The following is a 20,312-nucleotide window of genomic DNA, read 5'->3' as shown; positions in this document are numbered from 1 at the left end:
CAGATGATCTTAGCTACAAAAGTATTTTTTACCTCATTTGTTTTTGGATTTATTCTTTTTCCCTATTTTATAAAGCTTCTAAAAAAAATAAGCAAAGATGGGCAACCAATTAGATCATGTGGACCAGAAAGTCATTTAATAACAAAAAAGAATGTACCACCTATGGGCGGAATAATAATACTGATTTCTTCTTTATTACCAATTTTACTCTGGGCTCAGTTAACACCAGAAATTTTGCTGCTGATATTGATAACTCTATTTTTTGCTCTACTTGGATTTATTGATGATTATTTAAAATTGAAGACAAATCACTATCGAGGTTTAAGTGCAAAAACCAAAATACTTATTCAGTTTATTGTTGCTCTGGTTGGTGTGTTTATACTTAAGCTATACTCTGCTGAATGTTTTACAAAAACGTCCCTATTTAAAGGAGTAATAATAGATTTTGGCTATCTATATGTTCCGTTTGCTGCGTTTGTAATTGTCGGCTCTTCTAATGCTGTGAATCTCACAGATGGTTTGGATGGCCTTGCTGCAACTCAAGTTATCACTTCCTTTGCTTTTTTGGGGCTAATTGCATATATAACTCAGGCAGATATGAATATTACTTTATTCTGCATTGCATTTATAGGAGCTATTCTAAGTTTCTTGTGGTTTAACACACATCCAGCAAAAATATTTATGGGTGATGTTGGTAGCTTGTCGGTAGGTGCGGCTTTAGGGTTAACTAGTGTCCTAATTAAAAGAGAAATGCTTTTTGCCATTATTGGAATAATCTTTGTAATAGAGACTCTATCTGTTATTATTCAGATATCATATTTTAAATATACAAAGTTTAAATATGGAGAAGGAAAAAGAGTTTTTCTTATGGCACCAATACATCATCACTTTGAGAAGAAGAGATGGTCAGAAAATGTAATCGTTATGAAATTTTGGATAATTTCTATTATCTGTTCAGTTTTTACTATAACTTTCTTATTATAAAAACCTATGAAATACCCAGACTTTACATTAGAAAATAAATTATCAGGAGTGATAGCAGGAGTGGATGAAGTTGGAAGAGGTCCGCTAGCTGGTCCAGTAATATCCGCAGCCGTAGTGTTTATTGATAGAAATACAATTATTGATGGAATCAACGACTCGAAAAAGTTGACTCCTCAATGTAGGCAAGTCCTATATGAAAAAATAACATCCGTTGCAAAATTTGGTATAGGAATGGCAAGCGTAGAAGAAATAAATTCATACAATATCTTGCAAGCAACAAAGCTTTCAATGAAACGTGCGTTGATAGACTTGGACCTAGAATTAGATTATGTACTAGTTGATGGTAATCAACCACCTGAAGTGAAATGGCAAGTGAAATCCATAGTAAATGGTGATAATTTGAGTACATCAATTGCAGCAGCTTCAATCGTTGCAAAAGTTACGAGAGATCGGCTTATGCAAGAATTGCATAATAAGCATCCTGAATATAATTGGTATAAAAATAAAGGGTATGGGACAAAAGAGCACCTTAACGCTATTGGCCTTTATGGAATTACAGAACATCATAGAAAAAATTTTGCACCCATATCTCGGGCATTATAGCCTTTACCCTTTTTTGAAAGGTATGGTTTCATTAAATAGGCAAACTGTACTCGATCCATTCCTTAAGGTAAACACTGAACTTACCCTTTCGATTATCAGGTAGTTATCAACTGTACGGAAATTTACTAAAGACTCATATCCTGCAGAATCAACCATAAAAACTGCCGGAAAATCAGAGTTTATTTTATTGAATTGTAGATATGTAAATTTTCCGTCATCAAAAACCTTAATTGGTATTATTGACTGACTACCTTTGACGTGCGAGATGGAATAATTAAAATTTAATCCCTTCTTTACAACTTCAATATCATTGATATCAGGAATAATGGTATGACTAGCTTGTTCGAAGATATCACCGTTATTTGTTGTGTAAATCTCATCACTGCTAAATAGTGGATAAAGAAACCTTACTTCATATGCTAATCTTGGATCATCTAGTCCAGTTGCTTCTTCAGCATGAAGTTCAAAGTAATAAACTCTTTTATTGGTAATTATAGTTGCATTAGTATCGGCAATATCATCTATAGGCTTAATAAACAATCTATTACCTTGAGGAAGGAGTTGCCAACCAGTTGAATCACCCATTGAAAGGTTTTGTATTACCTCCCCTGGTTCAAACAATATACTGGACTGATAACCATAAAAACCCGTATACTTATGTATAGCTTGTGGGTTATAATTTATCACCTTTATGTGATTATCTCCAGCTATTGAACGTGGCTCCTGTTTTGCAAGTGCATCACTACCACAGAGGAACAACAGTACGGCAAACAGTAAACCAATCATAATATCAAAATAAATTAATTTTCATTTTATCATTGATAGACATGCACTGCAACTATTAAGGCACTTTCTATACTATAAACCCCAAAGCAAGCGGTAGAAAAGGCAAGAAATAAGGCAAACTCCTTAAATACTTTAGAACTACAGGAGGCTTTACCTGAACGGATATACTTGGAATCCTGCCATTTTCACTTTGTAAACATACCAAGAATTCTATCCATTATTCCACCCATATTTGCTTCAGCTTGAGTATACTCTATTTTACCACCATGCAAGATTAGTTTAATATCTGATCCAGGTGATATATTAACAAATTTACTGCCAACAACTCCACTGCTAGTGATCAGAGCTGAACTATCAATTGGCAATTTTATGTCTTTGCTTATACACATATCGATTCGTGCTACGTAGGTAGCTTTGTCAAGTGATACACCAGTTATGCTTCCAACATCTACACCAGAGATCTTGACACTATCACCAACTCCTATATCGTTAGCGTTAGCAAAAAGACCATATATTTTATTGCAATCCTTATAGTTTTTCTTTATGTAAGATAGCTTATCAATAGCAAAGAAAATCAGAAAAATAGTGAAAATTAATACAAATAATCCAGCGGTTATTTCAAGTATATTTGACCTTCGCATCTTTAGTTATCAGGACTCCAGCTTTTATAGTAATTTTTCACTTTTTGGTTTGGATAGTATGCATCTTTTGTACCCGTTAAATTAGGAGTATGTTTTACTTTTCTTTTTTTATTATTAACTGGTACTACATTATCAGTATAGTGAAGCCATATATGCCATTCCGGAGGCACTGTTGTAGGCTCAGAGACACTGCTATACATAACCCACCTTTTTCCTTTACTTGATTCATAGTAAGAATTTCCATTTTCATCTCTTCCTACAAATTTATCTTCTCTTCGTAATAGGCGTTTTATTGCGTTACAAATTTTAGATAACATAAGGGTATTAAAACAAAAAGTATTATATATACTAATACTTTAACGATATATTAACAACAATTTAATGCAATTACCAATCTTACAAGTTATTATACCAATAATTGCATCAATGTTTTGCTTTCTTGCCAAGAAACACAAGGTATCTTGGTTTATTTCTTTTATTGCAACAACAATCACTCTTATCATTTCATCAATACTACTCATTAAAACATATAAAGGTGAAATTATAACTTATCACCTTGGAAATTGGGCTCCTCCGTATGGAATAGAGTTAAGAATCGACGTGTTAAACTCCTTGATTCTAACTTTGGTGAATTTTATAGCGCTGATTAGCGTGCTTTATAGCTTTTATATTAACGAAAAAGAAATTAGCAAAAACAAAATCACTGGTTTTTACTCTCTATTTCTACTGTGCTTAAGCGGACTGCTCGGGATTCTAGTAACAAACGACATATTTAACCTTTACGTTTTCTTGGAAATTTCATCTCTTTCTTCTTATGTATTAGTTTCAATGGGAAGGGATAAAAAAGCTTTGGTTGCAGCATTTGAATATCTAATTAGTGGAACAATAGGCGCAACATTTTATTTATTTGGCATCGGGCTCTTGTATTCAATGACTGGAACGCTCAATATGTCTGACATGGCTGAAAGAATAGTTCCATTACACGATAACAACATCATAAAACTTGGCACGTTGTTCATTTTTATTGGTCTCTCAATCAAAATGGCACTGTTTCCATTAAGCAGGTGGCTGGTTAATGCATATAGTGAGGCGCCAAGTTTCATTAGCATATTCTTTTCAGGCACAGTGACAAAAGTGATGATATATGTTTTCATCAGAATCTTTTATACTGTTTTTCATCAAAATTTCTTCTTATTTAAACCATCACTAAGCAACGTGATAATTATCCTCGCACTTTGCGCTGTTATATTTGGGTCGATATTTGCAATAACCGCAAAAGACATAAAAAGACTGCTTGCTCACTCTAGTATTAGCCAAATTGGTTATATAATTTTAGCACTGAGTTTTAACTCAAAAACAGGTGTATTTGCAGCAATTCTTCACATAGTAAACCACAGCATAATAAAAACATCTTTATTTATGGCTGCAGGATGTATTTCTTACAAATTTGATACAACAAAAATAGAGAATTTATCGGGACTCAAGAAATCAATGCCTTATACAGCACTTGCGTTCACTCTACTCAGTTTAGCATTAATCGGTGTGCCTTTAACAAATGGCTTTGTAAGCAAGTGGTATATAATGAAAGCAATTATCGAATCTCATGCGTGGATTTCCCTTGTAACATTTGCTGCTGGCTCTTTCCTTGCATTGATATATATGTGGAAGATGGTAGAGAAAATGTATTTTGAAAATGATGCAACGTCACGCACTGGAATGACACCGGACAAAATTAATGATGTGCCATTTCCTATGCTTTTCTGTCTATTGTTTATGGCAGTTTTAACAGTAGTAACTGGAATATATAGCACTCCAATTCGGTTAGTAGTTGAGAAGTTGGTTTTTTGATTTTTATCTTTGTTTCATATTTTACTATACTTTAAGGTTATAAGGTCTTTATTGTGGATAGACTGAAGAAGATTCATTGGTTGTTAGTCATTAACGTGATAGCGCTGTTTTGCGTTGGCATTGTTGTTCAATACTCTTCTGCTGGAGGAAAGTGGGTGCCATTTGCGATTCACCAATTGGTCATATTCTCCTTCTTTTTCCTACTTGCTATAGCTATGTCATTCATAGAGCTAGATTTTTATTTGAAGCACGCCTACTTTTTTTATGTAGCAGCAGTGATTTCGCTATTAGTAGTGAATTTTTTTGGCTCACACATAATGGGTGCAACAAGGTGGATAAGAATTGGATCAATTAGTTTGCAACCATCAGAATTTGCAAAAGTAGGCTTAATACTTGCGCTTGCTCGCTATTTTGATAAGCAGAGTGTATATAAAATGATGGAATTTAAAAGATTGCTTAAGGCACTTATAATTATTTTCTTACCCGTGTTCTTGGTGTTAAAGCAACCTAATTTAGGCACAGCTGTGATAATGTTATTTATAGGGATATCAATTATATTCACAGCAATAATAAAAAGATCTCATTCGGTAATATGTGGAACGCTTGGCATTTTTGCAGTACCGGCTATTTGGCCTTTTTTACGTCCTTATCACAAGCAAAGGATATTGTCGTTTTTGGATTCATCAGTGGATCCACTTGGAATAGGTTATAATGCGCAGCAATCTCAGATAGCTATTGGTTCAGGAGGTTTGCTTGGTAAGGGCTTTGTTAACGGAAGTCAAACTCAACTTGGATTTTTGCCGGAGAAACGTACAGATTTTGCTTTTGCAGTGCTGAGTGAGGAATGGGGATTTTTAGGTAGCATGGCTTTAATTTTGCTTTATACCTCATTACTTGGCATAATTTTCTCTATCGCTTATAGGTCGAAAAATTATTTTTCTAAGTCGATATCTATCGGCATTTTCGCCTTTTTTAGTGCTCATTTCTTTATAAACATCGGAATGACAATGGGCCTCTTACCTGTGATAGGCGACCCATTGCCATTTCTGTCCTATGGAGGAAGTACAACTGCTGCAAGCTTAATATGCATAGGATTATTGCTGGCAATAAAAGCAGATGAACAACAAAATGCTTGTATTTTACCTATGCTAAAGTAAAATTAAATTTTACTTAATAGTTTTTATGCTAGATGAAATGCGTGAGGAATGTGGGGTATTTGGCATAAGTTGCAACCAAAGTGCTGCTTTTAACTCTATACTTGCTCTCCACGCTTTGCAGCATAGAGGTCAAGAGTCTTTTGGCGTAGTAACCAGTAACAACGATAAGCTGCACTCTTATCACTTTCAAGGTCAAGTGAGCAGCGTATTTGATGATATAGATGAAATAAAGAAATCCTTACCTGGAGATTGTGCAATAGGTCATGTTCGATACTCAACAAGTGGTAATAAGTTTGGAGTGCAGCCCATGTTTAGCAAAAGTGGCAAATTTGGGGATTTCGCCATAGCACATAATGGTAATTTAATTAATATTTCTCCGATACGCGAACAATTGATTAAACAAGAGTGCGTTTTTCAGTCAGATATTGATACAGAAGTAGTAGTGCATCTGACAGCAAGCGGTGAAAAAGATAGCTTTTTAGAGAGTTTTATATATGCATTAAAGCAAATACAAGGTGCTTATTCTTTTGTTGCAATCAATCAAGAAGTAGTTATTGGAGTACGTGATTCATCTGGAATCAGGCCTCTTGTTTTAGGAAAGTTAAACGGTTCTTACGTTCTTGCATCTGAAACTTGTGCTCTTGATATAATAAATGCAGAGTTTGTTAGAGAAATAGAACCAGGCGAATTAGTTACCATCAGTTCGGGTAGTAAGCTAGCCTCAATGTTTCCTTTCCCACAGCAAAAATCAAGTTTTTGTATTTTTGAATACGTTTATTTTTCAAGACCAGACAGCATAATGGAGAATAGGTCTATATACGATACAAGAAAAGAAATAGGAAGAATACTTGCAGAAGAGAGCCCACCAAAAAACAATGTAGATATGGTTGTACCAATACCTGATTCTGGAATACCTGCAGCTATTGGATATGCAAAGCATTCAGGATTACCTATGGAACTGGGAATAATTCGTAATCATTACATAGGAAGAACTTTTATACAACCAACCGCTGAAGTACGTAAAGTTAGAATAAAATTAAAATTCAATGCTAATAAGCACACTTTGAAAGGTAAAAACATAATTTTAATAGATGATAGTATAGTGCGTGGTAGTACGTTAACAAATATAATAGTTATGCTAAAGGATGCAGGAGTAAAAGAGATTCACCTCAAAATTTCAAGCCCACCAATTAAGCATTCTTGTTTTTATGGAATAGATACGCCAGAGTGCAAAGATTTAATTGCTGCAAATAAATCTGTAGAGGAAATTAAGGAAGTTATAGGAGTAGATAGCCTAGCCTTCTTGAGTATTGATGGATTATATCAGGCGGTTAAAGGAGAAGTGCGTAACAATGCTACACCACAATATTGTGATGCTTGTTTCACTGGTGATTATCCAATTGGCAAATAGTCTACGCAAGATCTTAAGTTTTTAAACCGCCAAAATTTCTCTTGGCCTTTACTAATTCCGATTCTCGGAGTGCACACATAATCTGGTTTGAGGTGAGATTCATAAACACAAAATTCGTGGCTTATAGTAAGGTCCTGTTTGTTATGTTCTTTTGTAATATTTAATCTTTTACACAATATTCCTGGCCCACCTAAATTTGCCTCAAGCGGTTCAATGAGCTTTAATCCCCGTATTAACACTGCTGCTGGGAACCCTTCTGCTTCTGTTACAATATTTAAACAGTAATACATTCCATATATAAAGTACACATATGAAAACCCCGGCATACCAAACATTACTGAGGTTCGGTTAGTATAACCCTTAGCTGCATGACAAGCTGGGTCACTCATTCCTATATAGGCTTCAACTTCGGTTATTATTCCACTAAAGTTAGAAAATTTCAGCATCTTTCCTAGTAACTCCCCGGCTACAACCAAAGTTGGCCGCTCGTAGAAATTTCTTGGTAGTATTGTGTTGCTCATCATAAAAGTATAAGTTACTTGCAGATGCAAGCAACTTATACTGAATTTTCACTACTTTACCTATTTTGAAGCAGCAGGAGCTTGATGCTTTTGTGATGCGCCGCTCAAGTCTTCTACATTTGTTGAATGCTGCTCCAAAAATTTTACTTCTTCAGAGCTTTGTTGTAATTGTGTTTGTGGCAATTGTGATGCTAACACTTCATGTAAAGGCTTTGCTTCATATTGCCTTCCTACTTTTACTTCTTTGTGTGCAGCTAATTGCTCCATAGTAACACCATTACCCTCAATAAGTTCTACGGAGCCATTATCATGAATATTAATTTTAATATTACATTCTTTTCCTTGAGCATTCCACTTTAAAGTCATTTGATATGACCCATTAGCTACTTCATAAATTCTTGTTCCATGTTCATCAACCCGGCAACTTAGCCCCCTTGCTTTACTTTGAGGTAGCAATAATGTAATTGCTTTCACGCCATATTGTTTACACAAATCGTTATTTAGAATGTCACTCATGCTTCTTTTGTATTACTACCTATCGCAATTCTTACGGCAGGCTCAATAATATTATCTTCATTTTTGCTTTCTTTAAGTTTTATAAATTCTATATCATTATTTTCTATATTTTTAGATATCTCTTCTTTAATTTGTTCAGCAATTTTGCCTATAATGTTCTTACCACCATATTTATTCTCATCCCGAGCAGTATATGTACATATACCATTACTATCCTTATGAATATAAGGTTTTGGTTTCTTTTTATTAGTGGTATTAGTAGAAGTGTTGTTCTGCATTATAAAGAACTCATTCCATTCTTCTGCATTATTAAGAGTGACGTATTTAGGTACGTTCTCATCTAGTGTTGATTTAGGTACATTTTTAGTATCCGAAATCGAATTATTATCAGAAGGACTGATATTTAGATTAGAAGAAGTTTCAATTAAAGATACAGTTTCAGTGCTATTAGTTAACATATATGCCTCCATTATTTTTAATATATAAATGTTAGCATATAGATACCATGCCAATTAGTCAATATAAATTATGATGTTTAATGTTGAAAGCTCAAATACTCCTTTGCTTGATCGGTTAGAACGCGCCCTCTTGGTGTGCGCTTTACAAAACTAATTTTGATTAAATAAGGTTCTACTGTTTCTTCAATATTGCCAACATCTTCGGATAGCGCAATAGATATGGTGTCAATTCCAACAGGGCCTGAAGTGTTGAATAAAAATCTTAGATAATTCATATCAAGTTTATTGAGTCCCATTTTATCTACACCCAATTTTAGTAATACAGAATCAGCGACTTCATAAGTAATTTTTTTATCATCTTTCACTTCAACAAAATCCCTTATTCTTCTGAGTAACCTCAAAGCAATTCTTGGAGTGCCGCGCGCACGGCAGGCAATTTCCCGTGCTGCATCCTCTTCAATTTCAGCAGAAAGAACTCTTGCGCCTCTTTTTATAATATTAACCAGCTCCTCAAAGGAATAAAACTCAAGATGCAAAGGAATGCCAAAACGATCTCTGAGTGGCGCAGAAAGTAATCCAAGCCGTGTTGTTGCTCCAATTAGCGTAAATGGTGGTAGATCTATCCTTAAAGTGCGAGTAGATGGACCTTCACCTACTAATATGTCCAGGCAAAAATCTTCCATAGCAGTATATAAAACTTCTTCGATGCTGCGATTTAATCTATGAATTTCGTCGATAAATAGAACATCTTTTGCATTTAAAGTGGTAAGCACTGCGGCCAAATCTCCAGCTTTACTAAGTAAAGGACCAGAAGTTGCGCGAAAGCTAACTCTTAATTCTTTAGAAACAATTTGTGCTAAAGTTGTTTTGCCAAGCCCTGGAGGACCATATAATAAAACGTGATCTAAAGCTTCAGTTCTCGTCTGTGCAGCGTTTATAAACACTTTTAAATTTTGTATTAAGTCTTTTTGCCCGACAAAATCATCAAGTTGTTCAGGCCTGATGTTGATATTGCGCACATCTTCAGTATATTCTTTACCGCACGATATTGATTTCATAGTATTGAAAGCTCCTTAAGCGCCATGCGAATAATATCCTTAGTGTCCAGATTTGGCCTGTATTTTTTTATCGTATCATAAGCTTTCATTTTTTCATACCCAAGATTGATCAATGCTGAAAGGGCATCTTCATTAATTGGATGAAAATTATTGTTATTTATTTCTAGTTTACTCACTTTGCCACTCAATTCAGTGATGATTCGATTTATGAGTTTCAGGCCAAGTCCGCTCATCTTGAGTGCTACTTTATCTTCATTCATAATTGCCAAAAATAGCTGTTCTGGAGTTAATTTGCCCAAAATTGACATTGCAGTTTTATAGCTAACGCCGCTTACTTTGACAAGCAACCTCAAGCACTGCTGTTCTTCTTTGCTTATAAAACCATATAGCTGAGCGACATTTTCTCTGTTATTTGCATAGGTTTCGATAAGTAATTTAACTCTACTTCCGATGGAACATGCATTTAAAGTTTTGGCTGAAAGATACACCATATAGCCAACATCATTCACATTCAGGATTATGTGATCACTGCGCACTTCATCAACTATTCCGCTTAGATTTCCTATCATTTTTAACACTATATAGAGTTCAGTTTAAATACTCCTGGATCTTAGGTCAAGCAAACGAACATTATAACAGGGAAACGTGGCTAAAAAACCACTTGACAAACTCCGCCAGCCCCCTTATCATAAACACTGAAGCTATTTATTTATCTTCTCTGTACAGATTAAATGACAAAAAACTCACGTATCTGGCGTCTCATGTTTAATTTTTTGCACTATGTGCACTCTATGTCTTTATCAAATTCTGGGTTTTTACCTACACAAGCTGAAATACGCTTATAAAGCATTTAAAACATTAAAAAACGCCAACTTAAAAAATGGATAGTGAATAATTAGCTACCCTAGGGTTTCTTTTGCCTTTTTTTCTGTTTAGTAAATTTCTTAATGTTTATAATTTAGATTAGTTGCAGCTTAAAAGCAGCTGAGTCGTGGTTATTAAGCGTTTAGAATAAAAAAACGCCATACTTGAAAGTATAATGTAAGTAATTAGCCAACCACGGGGCTTCTTTTGCCTTTTTTTTATTTGGTAAATTTCTTAATGTTTGTAGCTAAACGACAACCGTCATCCCGCTGCTTGTTAGCGGGATCTATGTTAAGGTATGACGGTTAAGTAAGGGATCTATGTTAAGAGATACCGCGAATGAATCGCGGTATGACGTAGGACTGCTGTCATTCCAGTGCATGGGCTTTGTTGCATCGCTCTTCGGATAGTAGGTAACGCACAATAAATTTATGAAGCTATCTCAAATTTAGCCATACCAATATCAGTGAACTTATTGAGCAAATAGCATTTAACAAGTAGTTCCTTCTCTCTATTTGTCTCAGATTTATTCCTAAAACTAAACCCGAATGTTTGTTTCAGTCGCGAGAAAAAACTTTCTATATAAGATCTTTTTCCATAACTCATCTCTTTTTTCCACTTCTTTATACCATCTTCATCATATGACTTTATGAGCTTGACTGCAGAATTTCTCTCAGCCATATAGTCTAACTTTGGATGCTCTGCTGCGTTGTTTTTCGGAGGAATTTTCGTTTTTATACCATATTGATTACACAGCTTATAGAGCTTTTCTCTGTCATATGCCCTATCTGCATATAGTACTTTTATGACATACTGAAAATCGACTTCTTTTAGCAAATCACAAGCTCCATAGTGATCAGCCGTTACTGTATTTTACAGCTATGGCTTTTTTGTTGTTTATATTCAACATTACATGCAATTTTCTTGTCTGTTCATAGCTGCGATACTTTCTATCTTCGCTATTTTCTTTGCTATGACCAGGAGTGTTGTTGTATATACTAATTCCTGTACTGTCTATAGCAATTTCGATATCTTCCATATTATTTTCTGCAATCATTGATCTTAATATTGAGTTTCTTAAACCTTCTTGATGATTGTGAATAGCTGATAACTTGCAAATTTTTCCCAATTTGCTCAAGGTATCCTGCTATAAACCCAACTGTTTGCCTCAGGCCTATTCTAAATAAACAAGTTATTATGTGCACCAAAATTACAACTTTATCGCTATAAATATTGTTGCCACCTGGTATTTTTGGACCATTCTCGTACCACTTTTCTATGGCTTCGTTGATATAATGAAAAATATTTCCTCTTTTTTCTAGAAATTTGTTATATTCGCTATGGTTACTGACCCTCATTTTTTGTGGCATATTTTTTCTTTCAAGGTTAAATGGCTATTTTATAATGAATTTTGTCAGTAGCCACCAGATTTTTTCAGTTGCTATGCAGCAAAGCCATCCCAGTGTCGGCTACTTGGATGACAAGAAGAGGGTACTTGGATAAGAGGCATTGCCCTCCTGGTAGGCCCAAATTGCAATGTCCGTACAGTTATGGATTCATTCGCGGTATAGATTCCGCTAATGAGTAGCGAAATGACGAATTTGTTGTTTTTCAAATTGTAGGTAAACCTAAGCCACTTTAGCTATATATAATAGAATTTCGCTTTCTACTATCTTTCCAGTTGTTTTATACATAATTCTCGAATTTTGAAAATTTGCTCCATATCTAATTTCTCACTTGTATAAAATTTGTTTTCTTACTTCGAGACCTAATCTACCACAACTTTTATATGGCGTTTCTTTCCTGCAGATAATTTTATAAATGGCTGATCTTTAAAGCTTTCGAAATTTATTACATGATCAATATTGTTTACAACATTATCATTAATCTTGCATCCGTTGCCCTGTATTAAACGCTTTGCAGCGCCTTTTGAAGGTTCAAAACCGGTGTCATGTAGTAGGTCTACTAAGGATATGCCGCTTGCAACTTGTTCTTTTTTTATGATGTAATCAGGAAGTAGTGAGCTATCTTCATTCTCAAAAGCAGAAATTGCAGCAAATTGTGCAAGTTCCGCTTCTTTGTCACCATGACATATTTTTGTCACTTCTGTTGCCAAGACCTTTTTTGCTTCATTTATTTCTTGATCCTTTAAAGACTCTAATTTTCTAATCTCATCAATTGGCACATCAGTGAGCAATCTTAAAAAACGTCCAACATCTTGATCATCAACGTTGCGAAAATATTGCCAGTAGTCGTAAGGCTTTAGCATATTATCATCAAGCCACACTGCTCCACTTTCAGTTTTGCCCATTTTTTTTCCTTGTGCATTTAATAAAAGAGGCATGGTAAGGCCAAATAGCTCAGGTAAATTCAACTTTTTTCCAAGTTCAATTCCGTTTACTATATTTCCCCACTGGTCTGACCCTCCAATCTGCAGACGACAATCATATTTTTTGTTTAATTCAATAAAGTCGTAAGCTTGCAATAGCATGTAATTAAATTCTAGAAAGCTTAAGGTTTGCTCTCTATCCAGCCTGGTTTTCACACTATCAAAACTTAGCATACGATTTACAGAAAAATAAGCTCCTATATCACGCAAAAAATCTATGTATTTTATGTTATCCAACCAATCTGCGTTATTTACTATCATTGCACCAGTCTTGCTGTCATTAAAAGATACCATTTTCTCTAATATTCTCCTTATACTGGATGTATTTTGATTGATGTTCTCTACAGGCAAGATGCTTCTTGCTTTATCTTTGAAGGATGGGTCACCAATTTTTGTTGTGCCACCTCCAAGTAAGACTATCGGCTTATAACCAAATTTTTGTAGGTGACAGAGCATCATAATCTGAATTAGGTGACCAGCATGAAGACTTGGTGCTGTGCAATCAAACCCAATGTATGCAACTATATAATTGCTCTGCAATAATAATTGATCTAGTCCTTCAATGTTTGTGCATTGGTATAGGTACCCTCTTTCTTGGATGAAATTTAAAAATTCAGATGCGTGTTTCATTTTATAAACCCCAGTCTATCCTGTCATTAATGCCGAAGGTAACCCTAATAGAGAAGCCAGTGCCCAGACACTGGAACTTAATTATAAACAAGCACACTATACAACGTTTCCGATGAAATTGCATGAAAAACTGGATCCAGTGTCAGCTACTTTCATGACACCACTACCTGTGCAGGAGTTGCCTTCAAAATTACAACGTTTGTGCAGTTGTGCACCAGCTATCCAGGCAATCAGTTCCATAACTCTTCTATTTTATAATACTCCCTTACTTCCGGCCTGAATATGTGAACCATTATGCCTTGAAAATTCAAAACTACCCAATTGCCTTCATCCATACCTTCTACATCTATTTTATCATGTGGCTTGAGGCTTTTTATTACGTGCTCAGCTAAAGCTTTAACGTGACGGCTTGAATCACCAGATGCAATAATCATATATTTTGCAATAACGGTTTTATTCTGCACATCAAAAGTTACTATATCATGACCTTTATTTTGATCTATTATCTCTTCAATTGTACTTCTTATCGATTCCATATCGCTAAGCATTGTTTACAGGTTATATGATTCATTTATAATTATATACTCAAAATTTCTAAATATGAACTATTTTCAACGCAACTACTTGTTAAAGGTATTACCTGCATCTATTTTATCATCATGTTTTTAGCATGTACAATGTATATACTTTTTATATAATTGAAAATAGCTTTTTACTAGTATTCATTATGGGCAAGACTCTCATCTACTTAATCGGCTTTCCAGGCAGTGGTAAGTTTACTACTGCAAAGGAACTGTGTAAAATCATTGGTGCAGTAATAGTAAGCAATAATCTATTCAATAATATTATATTTGATATTGTTAAATTACAAAACGCTGAAGTTCCAGATGACCTATGGGAAAAAATTTTTGCAGTTAGGGAAAATGTATTAGCAATACTGGAAAAACACTACGTAAAATCAAAACATTATATATTTACAAATGAATTGATAGAGGGTGATCCCTATGACCAAAGATTATATAACTCAGTGGTAAATTTAAGTAAAAAAATGGACATGGAAATTTTTTCTGTAGTATTACATTGTAATAATGAAAAACTAGTAAGACGTGTCCAATCAGAAGAGAGATATCAGGAAAATAAAATTACTGATCCGGATTTTGCTATAAAGAAAATTGAAGGGAAAAGGCTATTTATACCTGAGGGTTCGCTTGAAATTGATAACTCGAACTTGAGTGCAAAGGAAGTTGCAAAGAAAATTGTTGAAGAGATGAAGAAAGAAAAAAATGGAAAATTAATTAAAACTTCTGTAACAAATCATTTAAAAACAGAGCGTACTCGTGGTTGAGCAGAAAGATAAGTACCGTCCTTGTGTTGGCATAATGCTATTTAACAGACAAGGACATGCCTTTATTGGAAAACGCTTTGATAGCGATTCTTACTGGCAGATGCCACAAGGAGGTGTTGATGATGGTGAGGAACTGGAACAAGCAGCGTTACGTGAGTTGCTAGAGGAGGTTGGTACTAATAAAGTAAAGGTTATAACTAAAAGCAAGGATTGGATATACTACAACTTGCCTGAAGAAGTTATACCAATATGCTGGAATGGAAAATATTCTGGTCAAAAGCAAAGGTGGTTCTTAATGAAGTTTTGCGGAGAGGATGAGGACATTGATATTAATTATACTGGTCATCCAGAGTTCAAAGAGTGGCGTTGGCAAGGTATAGATAGTTTAGTAGCCAGTGCTATATCATTTAAAAAAGAAGTTTATAAAACAGTGATAGAAGAGTTTTCTTCTATAATAAAAGCCTCAACAATAAGCTCATGATAGTAGATTCTCATTGCCACTTGATTTATTTTTCTGACGATGAAATACCAAAAGTAATTTCAAGGGCAGAGCAAAATGGTGTAAAGGTTTTGCATAACATATGCGTAAGCATTGACGATGTTCCTAAGTTATTAAAAATTTCTTCATCCTATGATCAGGTCTACTCCTCTGTTGGTATACATCCGCTTGATGCTGCTATAGAAAACGGTGAGTGTATACATGTTGATGAATTAGTTGAATTTACCAAGAACCAAAAGGTAATTAGTATCGGTGAAACCGGGTTAGATTTTTATAAATCTGACAACAAAGACAATCAGAAAAAAAGTTTTGCATTACATATAGAAGCGTCAAGAATAACTGGACTACCTTTAGTTATTCACACAAGAAGCGCTGATAATGAGATGATCGATATGTTAAGGTCAGAAATGAAAGCCGGTGCTTTTAGTGGAGTAATGCACTGCTTTGCTTCCTCTAAAGAACTTGCTTATCAATCTATAGATTTGGGGTTATATATTTCATTTTCTGGAATTATTACTTTTAAAAATGCGAGCTTACTCAGAGAAATTGCACAAAATGTACCACGCGAGCGTGTTTTAGTCGAAACTGATGCACCATATCTATCACCTGAGCCTTATAGGGGAAAAAAGAATGAACCAGCAATGGTGAAATACGTTGTTGATTGTTTGGCAGAGTTGTGGAATGAGTCACCAGAACAAGTAGCGAAGGTAACCACAAGCAACTTTTTTAGGCTGTTTTAGCTATAAAGAAGCTCTATAAAACCATTAATTTGCTTATGAACCTAAAGATTTCACCAGCTCTCTCACCGAGTTTACAGACTTATTAAACATTTCTTGTTCACTATCATTCATTTTAACTTCTAGGATCTTTTCAATTCCGTTTTTTCCAATAATTACAGGAACACCAATAAACAACTCTTCTACACCATATTCACCATTAAGGTAAGCAGCACATGGTAATATGCGCCTCTTACCTTTTAAATATGATTCTAACATGCATATAGCTGAAGATGCAGGAGCGTAGTATGCAGATCCAGACTTAAGCAGATCAACTATTTCTTTACCGCCATTGCGAGTGCGTTCAACTATTTCATCGACTTTTTTCTGTGTGATAAGACCCATATCGATAATTTGAGTAAGTGGAACTCCAGCAACTGAAGCACAATTGATTAGTGGTACCATAGTGTCGCCATGTCCTCCAAGCACAAAAGCAGATATATCTTCAACTGAGATATTTAACTCACTTGCAAGAAAGTAACGAAAACGGGAAGAATCAAGCACTCCTGCCATGCCAACAATCATATTAGTTGGAAAGTTTGAAAATTTATGCACCACTGAAACCATGGCATCCAAAGGGTTGGTAACCACTATTACAAACGCGTTTGGAGAATATTTTTTAATATTTTCGCCAACCTCCTTCATTACTTTAGCATTGGTTTGCAGGAGGTCATCCCTGCTCATTCCAGGTTTTCTAGCGATGCCAGCGGTTATTATAATTGCATCGGAGTTTTTTATATCTTCATACCTATTTGTGCCAGTAATATTGACATTAAATCCATCAATAGGGGATGATTCTGCTATGTCGAGTGCTTTACCTTGTGGTATTCCATCACTAATATCAAGTAAAACAACATCACCGAGTTCCCTTAGTGCAATCATATGGGTGAGAGTTCCACCGATATTTCCTGCACCGATTAAAGATATTTTTTTTCTTTGTACTGTCATTTTCTACTCCTTTGTATTTACTTTTATGGTTTTACCTTCCCAAGGCGATAAGCTATCAAACATACGAAAATCTTGCGGTAAATCTATAGGATTATACACAACCTTTTTTGTCTCTATATCATATCTTACTTCCTCATAACCAGTGAGAGGGAAATCTTTTAACATTGGATGACCTTTGAATCCATAGTCTGTTAGAATCCTACGCAAATCAGGGTGATCAGAAAACTCTATTCCATACATATCAAACACTTCACGCTCAAACCACAAAGCCGTACTAAATATCTTCGCTACACTTGGAGGCATGTCGCTTTCACATAACTGAAGCTTTATGTGTACTCTAATATTATGCACAATGCTGAGTAGATTGTATATTAGCTCGAAACGCTTCTCTCTATTTGGATAGTCAACCCCAAAAATATCAACTAATAGTTCAAACCTACACTTTTCATCATCACGTAGAAAGAATAGGTACTTTTCAATTTCATCTAAAGTTGAATATATTACAATAATGCCATCATCTTTTTGAATGCACTCGCATTTGGTCTTTTTTTGTATATACTTTGCAGTTTTATCCATTCCGAGTCCGTTTTATTTTGTTTTGTAGGCATAGCATTCCATATAGCAACGCCTCAGCGGTTGGTGGGCATCCAGGGACATACACGTCAACTGGCACAATTCTATCACAGCCTCGGACTACTGAATAAGAGTAATGGTAATAACCACCACCATTTGCACAACTTCCCATGGAAATAACATACTTCGGGTCTGCCATTTGATCATAAACCTTGCGCAATGCTGCTGCCATTTTATTAGTTAGTGTGCCAGCAACAATCATCACATCTGATTGACGTGGGCTTGCACGAAACATTATACCATATCTATCAAGATCATAACGGCTGGATGCAGTATGCATCATCTCAACTGCGCAACATGCAAGACCAAATGTCATTGGCCACAATGAACCAGACCTTGCCCAATTCATTACATAATCTGTTAAATCACCAAATTTAGTGACAAGAAACCCTTCTTTTTTATAACGACCCCAGTCATCATTAGATAGAATTTGATTTGTCATAAACTACTCCCACTCTAATGCACCTTTACACCATTCATAGATAAAACCTATAGTGAGTATTGCAAGAAATACCATCATAGACCAAAATCCACCATAGCTTATCTTAGATAAAGAAACAGCCCAAGGAAAAAGAAAAGCAATTTCTAAGTCAAATATTATAAATAATATTGAAACTAGGTAAAATTTAATGTCAAAATTTTTCCTTGCACTGGATAGTGGATTGAAGCCACACTCATATGTGGAAAGCTTTTCACCATCTGGCTTACTCACTGCAAGAAACATAGGCAATATACCTAAAGCAAAAGATACTACAATTGATACGCAGATAAAGATTACTATGGTTAAATATTCGCTCATTTAACAAAACATATAACACTATGAGTTTACATGCTTTCCTAACTTTTTACCACCTAAAATATGCACGTGAAAGTGTGGTACAACCTGCTCTCCATTTTCACCGTAGTTAGTGACTAATCTATATCCTGTTTTTTCTAGATTATATTTGTGTGCTATCTCTCTTACAGTTTTGAAGAAATCCGCTATTTCCTCTTCAGGAGCTTTTAGAATGAAATCATCATATGAAATATATTGATTTTTTGATATAACTAAAATATGAACTGGTGCGTCAGGGTACTTATCATGAAAAGCTAGTACATTTTCATTTTCATGTACCTTCTCACAAGGTAACTCACCTCTTAATATTTGAGCAAAGATGTTATCGCTATCATAAACTTCATTGCTCATATTTTAAGAGCGACCTTTCCCTCTTTCTTCGTTTTTCTCTACATTAGGTGTAGATAGTGGTTTTATCGCATCACCAGAAGCATCTTCAAGATTTAAAGAGCTTACAAGTTCCCTTACTTTTACCATGTCCTGCTGTTCTTTCAAAAAGGGTTCTATTCCACTTACCCTTTTTCCAGTAATAACTCCTGGTTGTAAGTGATACATATCCCCAGGAACAGTTAGACTATGATGTCTTTCCTCTATTTTTTTAGCTTCACTCATAATACTCCCCTATAACTTATTTTTGCATTCCACAACTTTGCGACTTACCTGCTTTTATAGCTTCTTGCGCCCATTTTTTCTCACCTGAAGCTATAGTTTCTGAAGGCTGACCAACATCAGACTTCACAACTTTGTCTGATGACTGCTTTTGATTATCATATTCCTTATACAATTTTTCTGCAATACCATACAGCAATTTTAAGTCTGTGTGAACTTTAAATTCTCCACCAGTAATTTTTGCTAGATCTTTAAGGTTACCGTCAACTTTTTGTTTAATTTCTTCAATAGCAAGCTTTTTTATCTCCTCTGGACTCTTTCCTTTATATTTAATGTCTTCAATTATTTTTTTAACATCAACTTCAATTACAATTTTATTTTCTTCTTTAAAGATAGTTACATTTGGCAGGTTTTGCTTTATTTCACCTAATCGTTCTGGCGTCAAATAGGGTATATCCCCTGTCAGAGTCCTTGATGCTAAAAAAGTTACCTTTCCTGTTCCTTTCTTTTGCTCCATTATTTGGACACCAAGATCCTCACTAGCTTGTGTGGTTTCTATAGGTGGATCATATTCTTCAAGTGGGTTGCCAATAATAGAACGTCCGCCATTTTTTATGTCATGCCGCATTTCATCCCAGGACTTAAACCAATTCTTTGGCCATATAGGGTACACTGCACCCTTGACTAGAACTTTTACACCTCTACCCAGAAAACTTCCTACTCCCGAAGCTGCATTACCAACTTTAGCTAGTATAGAAGTAGATTTTTCATTTTTTCCTGTGAACATACATACCCCCAAGG

The 20,312-nt window shown here is 35.0% G+C and carries 26 protein-coding genes and 1 pseudogene; 8 read left to right on the top strand and 19 right to left on the bottom strand.

The window, feature by feature from the left end; translation table 11 throughout:
• The first annotated feature begins 3 nt into the window (after nt 1–3).
• Complete coding sequence (mraY, locus tag J4T77_RS05165; RefSeq protein ID WP_010963043.1) at nt 4–984, top strand: phospho-N-acetylmuramoyl-pentapeptide-transferase; 981 nt, start codon at nt 4–6, stop codon at nt 982–984.
• 6 nt (nt 985–990) lie between these two features.
• Nucleotides 991–1,587: a ribonuclease HII gene (locus J4T77_RS05160; RefSeq protein WP_010082329.1), complete on the top strand. Its 597-nt coding sequence runs from the start codon at nt 991–993 to the stop codon at nt 1,585–1,587.
• A 3-nt stretch (nt 1,588–1,590) separates the two neighbouring features.
• On the opposite strand, the gene virB9 is transcribed toward J4T77_RS05160, so the two are convergent.
• From virB9 to J4T77_RS05145, 3 genes are all read right to left on the bottom strand, one after another.
• The gene (virB9, locus tag J4T77_RS05155; protein WP_010082330.1) at nt 1,591–2,373 is read right to left on the bottom strand and encodes a P-type conjugative transfer protein VirB9; all 783 of its coding nucleotides are present in this window, start codon (nt 2,371–2,373) and stop codon (nt 1,591–1,593) included.
• Between the two features lie 185 nt (nt 2,374–2,558).
• Entirely contained in the window at nt 2,559–3,014 is a 456-nt protein-coding gene (mlaD, locus tag J4T77_RS05150; RefSeq protein WP_190321447.1) for an outer membrane lipid asymmetry maintenance protein MlaD, read from the bottom strand.
• Nucleotides 3,015–3,016: 2 nt separating this feature from the next.
• Nucleotides 3,017–3,331: an NADH-ubiquinone oxidoreductase subunit NDUFA12 family protein gene (locus J4T77_RS05145; RefSeq protein WP_007548590.1), complete on the bottom strand. Its 315-nt coding sequence runs from the start codon at nt 3,329–3,331 to the stop codon at nt 3,017–3,019.
• A gap of 64 nt (nt 3,332–3,395) precedes the next feature.
• On the opposite strand from J4T77_RS05145, the gene J4T77_RS05140 reads away from it, so the two are divergent.
• Genes J4T77_RS05140 through purF form a run of 3 tightly spaced genes read left to right on the top strand, consistent with a single transcriptional unit; the run spans nt 3,396 to nt 7,430 of the window.
• Complete coding sequence (locus J4T77_RS05140; RefSeq protein WP_038199409.1) at nt 3,396–4,862, top strand: proton-conducting transporter transmembrane domain-containing protein; 1,467 nt, start codon at nt 3,396–3,398, stop codon at nt 4,860–4,862.
• Nucleotides 4,863–4,915: 53 nt separating this feature from the next.
• Entirely contained in the window at nt 4,916–6,019 is a 1,104-nt protein-coding gene (rodA, locus tag J4T77_RS05135; protein WP_010963045.1) for a rod shape-determining protein RodA, read from the top strand.
• 25 nt (nt 6,020–6,044) lie between these two features.
• A complete protein-coding gene (purF, locus tag J4T77_RS05130) occupies nt 6,045–7,430 on the top strand; it encodes an amidophosphoribosyltransferase (RefSeq protein ID WP_010082377.1) in 1,386 nt (461 codons plus the stop codon).
• Here purF and J4T77_RS05125 read toward each other — a convergent pair.
• The 9 genes and pseudogenes from J4T77_RS05125 to rsfS form a co-directional block, all read right to left on the bottom strand.
• A complete protein-coding gene (locus J4T77_RS05125) occupies nt 7,412–7,951 on the bottom strand; it encodes a DNA-3-methyladenine glycosylase (protein ID WP_038199418.1) in 540 nt (179 codons plus the stop codon). The two genes, purF and J4T77_RS05125, sit on opposite strands and share 19 nt — an antisense overlap.
• Nucleotides 7,952–8,011: 60 nt before the next feature.
• Nucleotides 8,012–8,467, bottom strand: a complete 456-nt coding sequence (locus J4T77_RS05120; protein WP_209472508.1) for a hypothetical protein — start codon at nt 8,465–8,467, stop codon at nt 8,012–8,014.
• A complete protein-coding gene (locus J4T77_RS05115) occupies nt 8,464–8,937 on the bottom strand; it encodes a hypothetical protein (protein ID WP_223823150.1) in 474 nt (157 codons plus the stop codon). Before J4T77_RS05115 ends, J4T77_RS05120 begins: the two co-directional genes overlap by 4 nt.
• Before the next feature lie 65 nt (nt 8,938–9,002).
• Nucleotides 9,003–9,983, bottom strand: coding sequence for a Holliday junction branch migration DNA helicase RuvB (gene ruvB / locus J4T77_RS05110; protein ID WP_010963048.1), 981 nt, complete (start codon nt 9,981–9,983; stop codon nt 9,003–9,005).
• Nucleotides 9,980–10,552, bottom strand: a complete 573-nt coding sequence (gene ruvA / locus J4T77_RS05105; protein WP_010082382.1) for a Holliday junction branch migration protein RuvA — start codon at nt 10,550–10,552, stop codon at nt 9,980–9,982. The genes ruvB and ruvA overlap by 4 nt, the downstream gene beginning before the upstream one ends.
• Before the next feature lie 724 nt (nt 10,553–11,276).
• A pseudogene (locus J4T77_RS07595) lies at nt 11,277–12,217 on the bottom strand (IS5 family transposase).
• A 398-nt stretch (nt 12,218–12,615) separates the two neighbouring features.
• Nucleotides 12,616–13,866, bottom strand: coding sequence for a tyrosine--tRNA ligase (tyrS, locus tag J4T77_RS05085; RefSeq protein ID WP_007548582.1), 1,251 nt, complete (start codon nt 13,864–13,866; stop codon nt 12,616–12,618).
• A 96-nt stretch (nt 13,867–13,962) separates the two neighbouring features.
• Nucleotides 13,963–14,106 (bottom strand): hypothetical protein, encoded by a 144-nt coding sequence (locus J4T77_RS05080; RefSeq protein WP_190321448.1) that lies wholly within the window; start codon nt 14,104–14,106, stop codon nt 13,963–13,965.
• A complete protein-coding gene (gene rsfS, locus J4T77_RS05075; RefSeq protein WP_006279567.1) occupies nt 14,097–14,414 on the bottom strand; it encodes a ribosome silencing factor in 318 nt (105 codons plus the stop codon). The genes J4T77_RS05080 and rsfS overlap by 10 nt, the downstream gene beginning before the upstream one ends.
• Nucleotides 14,415–14,593: 179 nt before the next feature.
• On the opposite strand from rsfS, the gene J4T77_RS05070 reads away from it, so the two are divergent.
• The 3 genes from J4T77_RS05070 to J4T77_RS05060 are packed head-to-tail and all read left to right on the top strand — an operon-like array spanning nt 14,594 to nt 16,450.
• A complete protein-coding gene (locus J4T77_RS05070) occupies nt 14,594–15,211 on the top strand; it encodes an AAA family ATPase (protein WP_022626414.1) in 618 nt (205 codons plus the stop codon).
• Between the two features lie 34 nt (nt 15,212–15,245).
• A complete protein-coding gene (locus tag J4T77_RS05065) occupies nt 15,246–15,692 on the top strand; it encodes an RNA pyrophosphohydrolase (protein WP_007548581.1) in 447 nt (148 codons plus the stop codon).
• Nucleotides 15,689–16,450 carry a TatD family hydrolase gene (locus J4T77_RS05060; RefSeq protein ID WP_190321449.1) on the top strand — a complete coding sequence of 254 codons (762 nt, stop codon included), beginning with the start codon at nt 15,689–15,691 and terminating at the stop codon, nt 16,448–16,450. The genes J4T77_RS05065 and J4T77_RS05060 overlap by 4 nt, the downstream gene beginning before the upstream one ends.
• Nucleotides 16,451–16,483: 33 nt before the next feature.
• Here J4T77_RS05060 and mdh read toward each other — a convergent pair whose 3' ends face one another.
• From mdh to J4T77_RS05025, 7 genes are read right to left on the bottom strand one after another with little or no spacing between them, the layout of a single operon-like run.
• Nucleotides 16,484–17,434 (bottom strand): malate dehydrogenase, encoded by a 951-nt coding sequence (mdh, locus tag J4T77_RS05055; protein ID WP_190321450.1) that lies wholly within the window; start codon nt 17,432–17,434, stop codon nt 16,484–16,486.
• 3 nt (nt 17,435–17,437) lie between these two features.
• The gene (locus tag J4T77_RS05050) at nt 17,438–18,010 is read right to left on the bottom strand and encodes an NADH-quinone oxidoreductase subunit C (protein WP_006279573.1); all 573 of its coding nucleotides are present in this window, start codon (nt 18,008–18,010) and stop codon (nt 17,438–17,440) included.
• Nucleotides 18,003–18,509 carry a NuoB/complex I 20 kDa subunit family protein gene (locus tag J4T77_RS05045; protein ID WP_006279574.1) on the bottom strand — a complete coding sequence of 169 codons (507 nt, stop codon included), beginning with the start codon at nt 18,507–18,509 and terminating at the stop codon, nt 18,003–18,005. The genes J4T77_RS05050 and J4T77_RS05045 overlap by 8 nt, the downstream gene beginning before the upstream one ends.
• A gap of 3 nt (nt 18,510–18,512) precedes the next feature.
• Nucleotides 18,513–18,866, bottom strand: coding sequence for an NADH-quinone oxidoreductase subunit A (locus J4T77_RS05040; protein ID WP_006279576.1), 354 nt, complete (start codon nt 18,864–18,866; stop codon nt 18,513–18,515).
• Nucleotides 18,867–18,884: 18 nt separating this feature from the next.
• Entirely contained in the window at nt 18,885–19,253 is a 369-nt protein-coding gene (locus J4T77_RS05035; protein WP_010082356.1) for an HIT domain-containing protein, read from the bottom strand.
• Nucleotides 19,254–19,256: 3 nt separating this feature from the next.
• Nucleotides 19,257–19,514 (bottom strand): hypothetical protein, encoded by a 258-nt coding sequence (locus tag J4T77_RS05030; RefSeq protein ID WP_010082357.1) that lies wholly within the window; start codon nt 19,512–19,514, stop codon nt 19,257–19,259.
• A 16-nt stretch (nt 19,515–19,530) separates the two neighbouring features.
• Complete coding sequence (locus J4T77_RS05025) at nt 19,531–20,298, bottom strand: hypothetical protein (protein ID WP_070356981.1); 768 nt, start codon at nt 20,296–20,298, stop codon at nt 19,531–19,533.
• Nucleotides 20,299–20,312 lie beyond the last annotated feature (14 nt).

Origin of the sequence: Wolbachia endosymbiont of Drosophila innubila, assembly GCF_021378375.1 — a bacterium.
GTDB classification, from domain to species: domain Bacteria; phylum Pseudomonadota; class Alphaproteobacteria; order Rickettsiales; family Anaplasmataceae; genus Wolbachia; species Wolbachia pipientis.
Note: the sequence above shows the minus strand (reverse complement) of the source record. Positions and strands in the feature narration are given on the sequence as shown.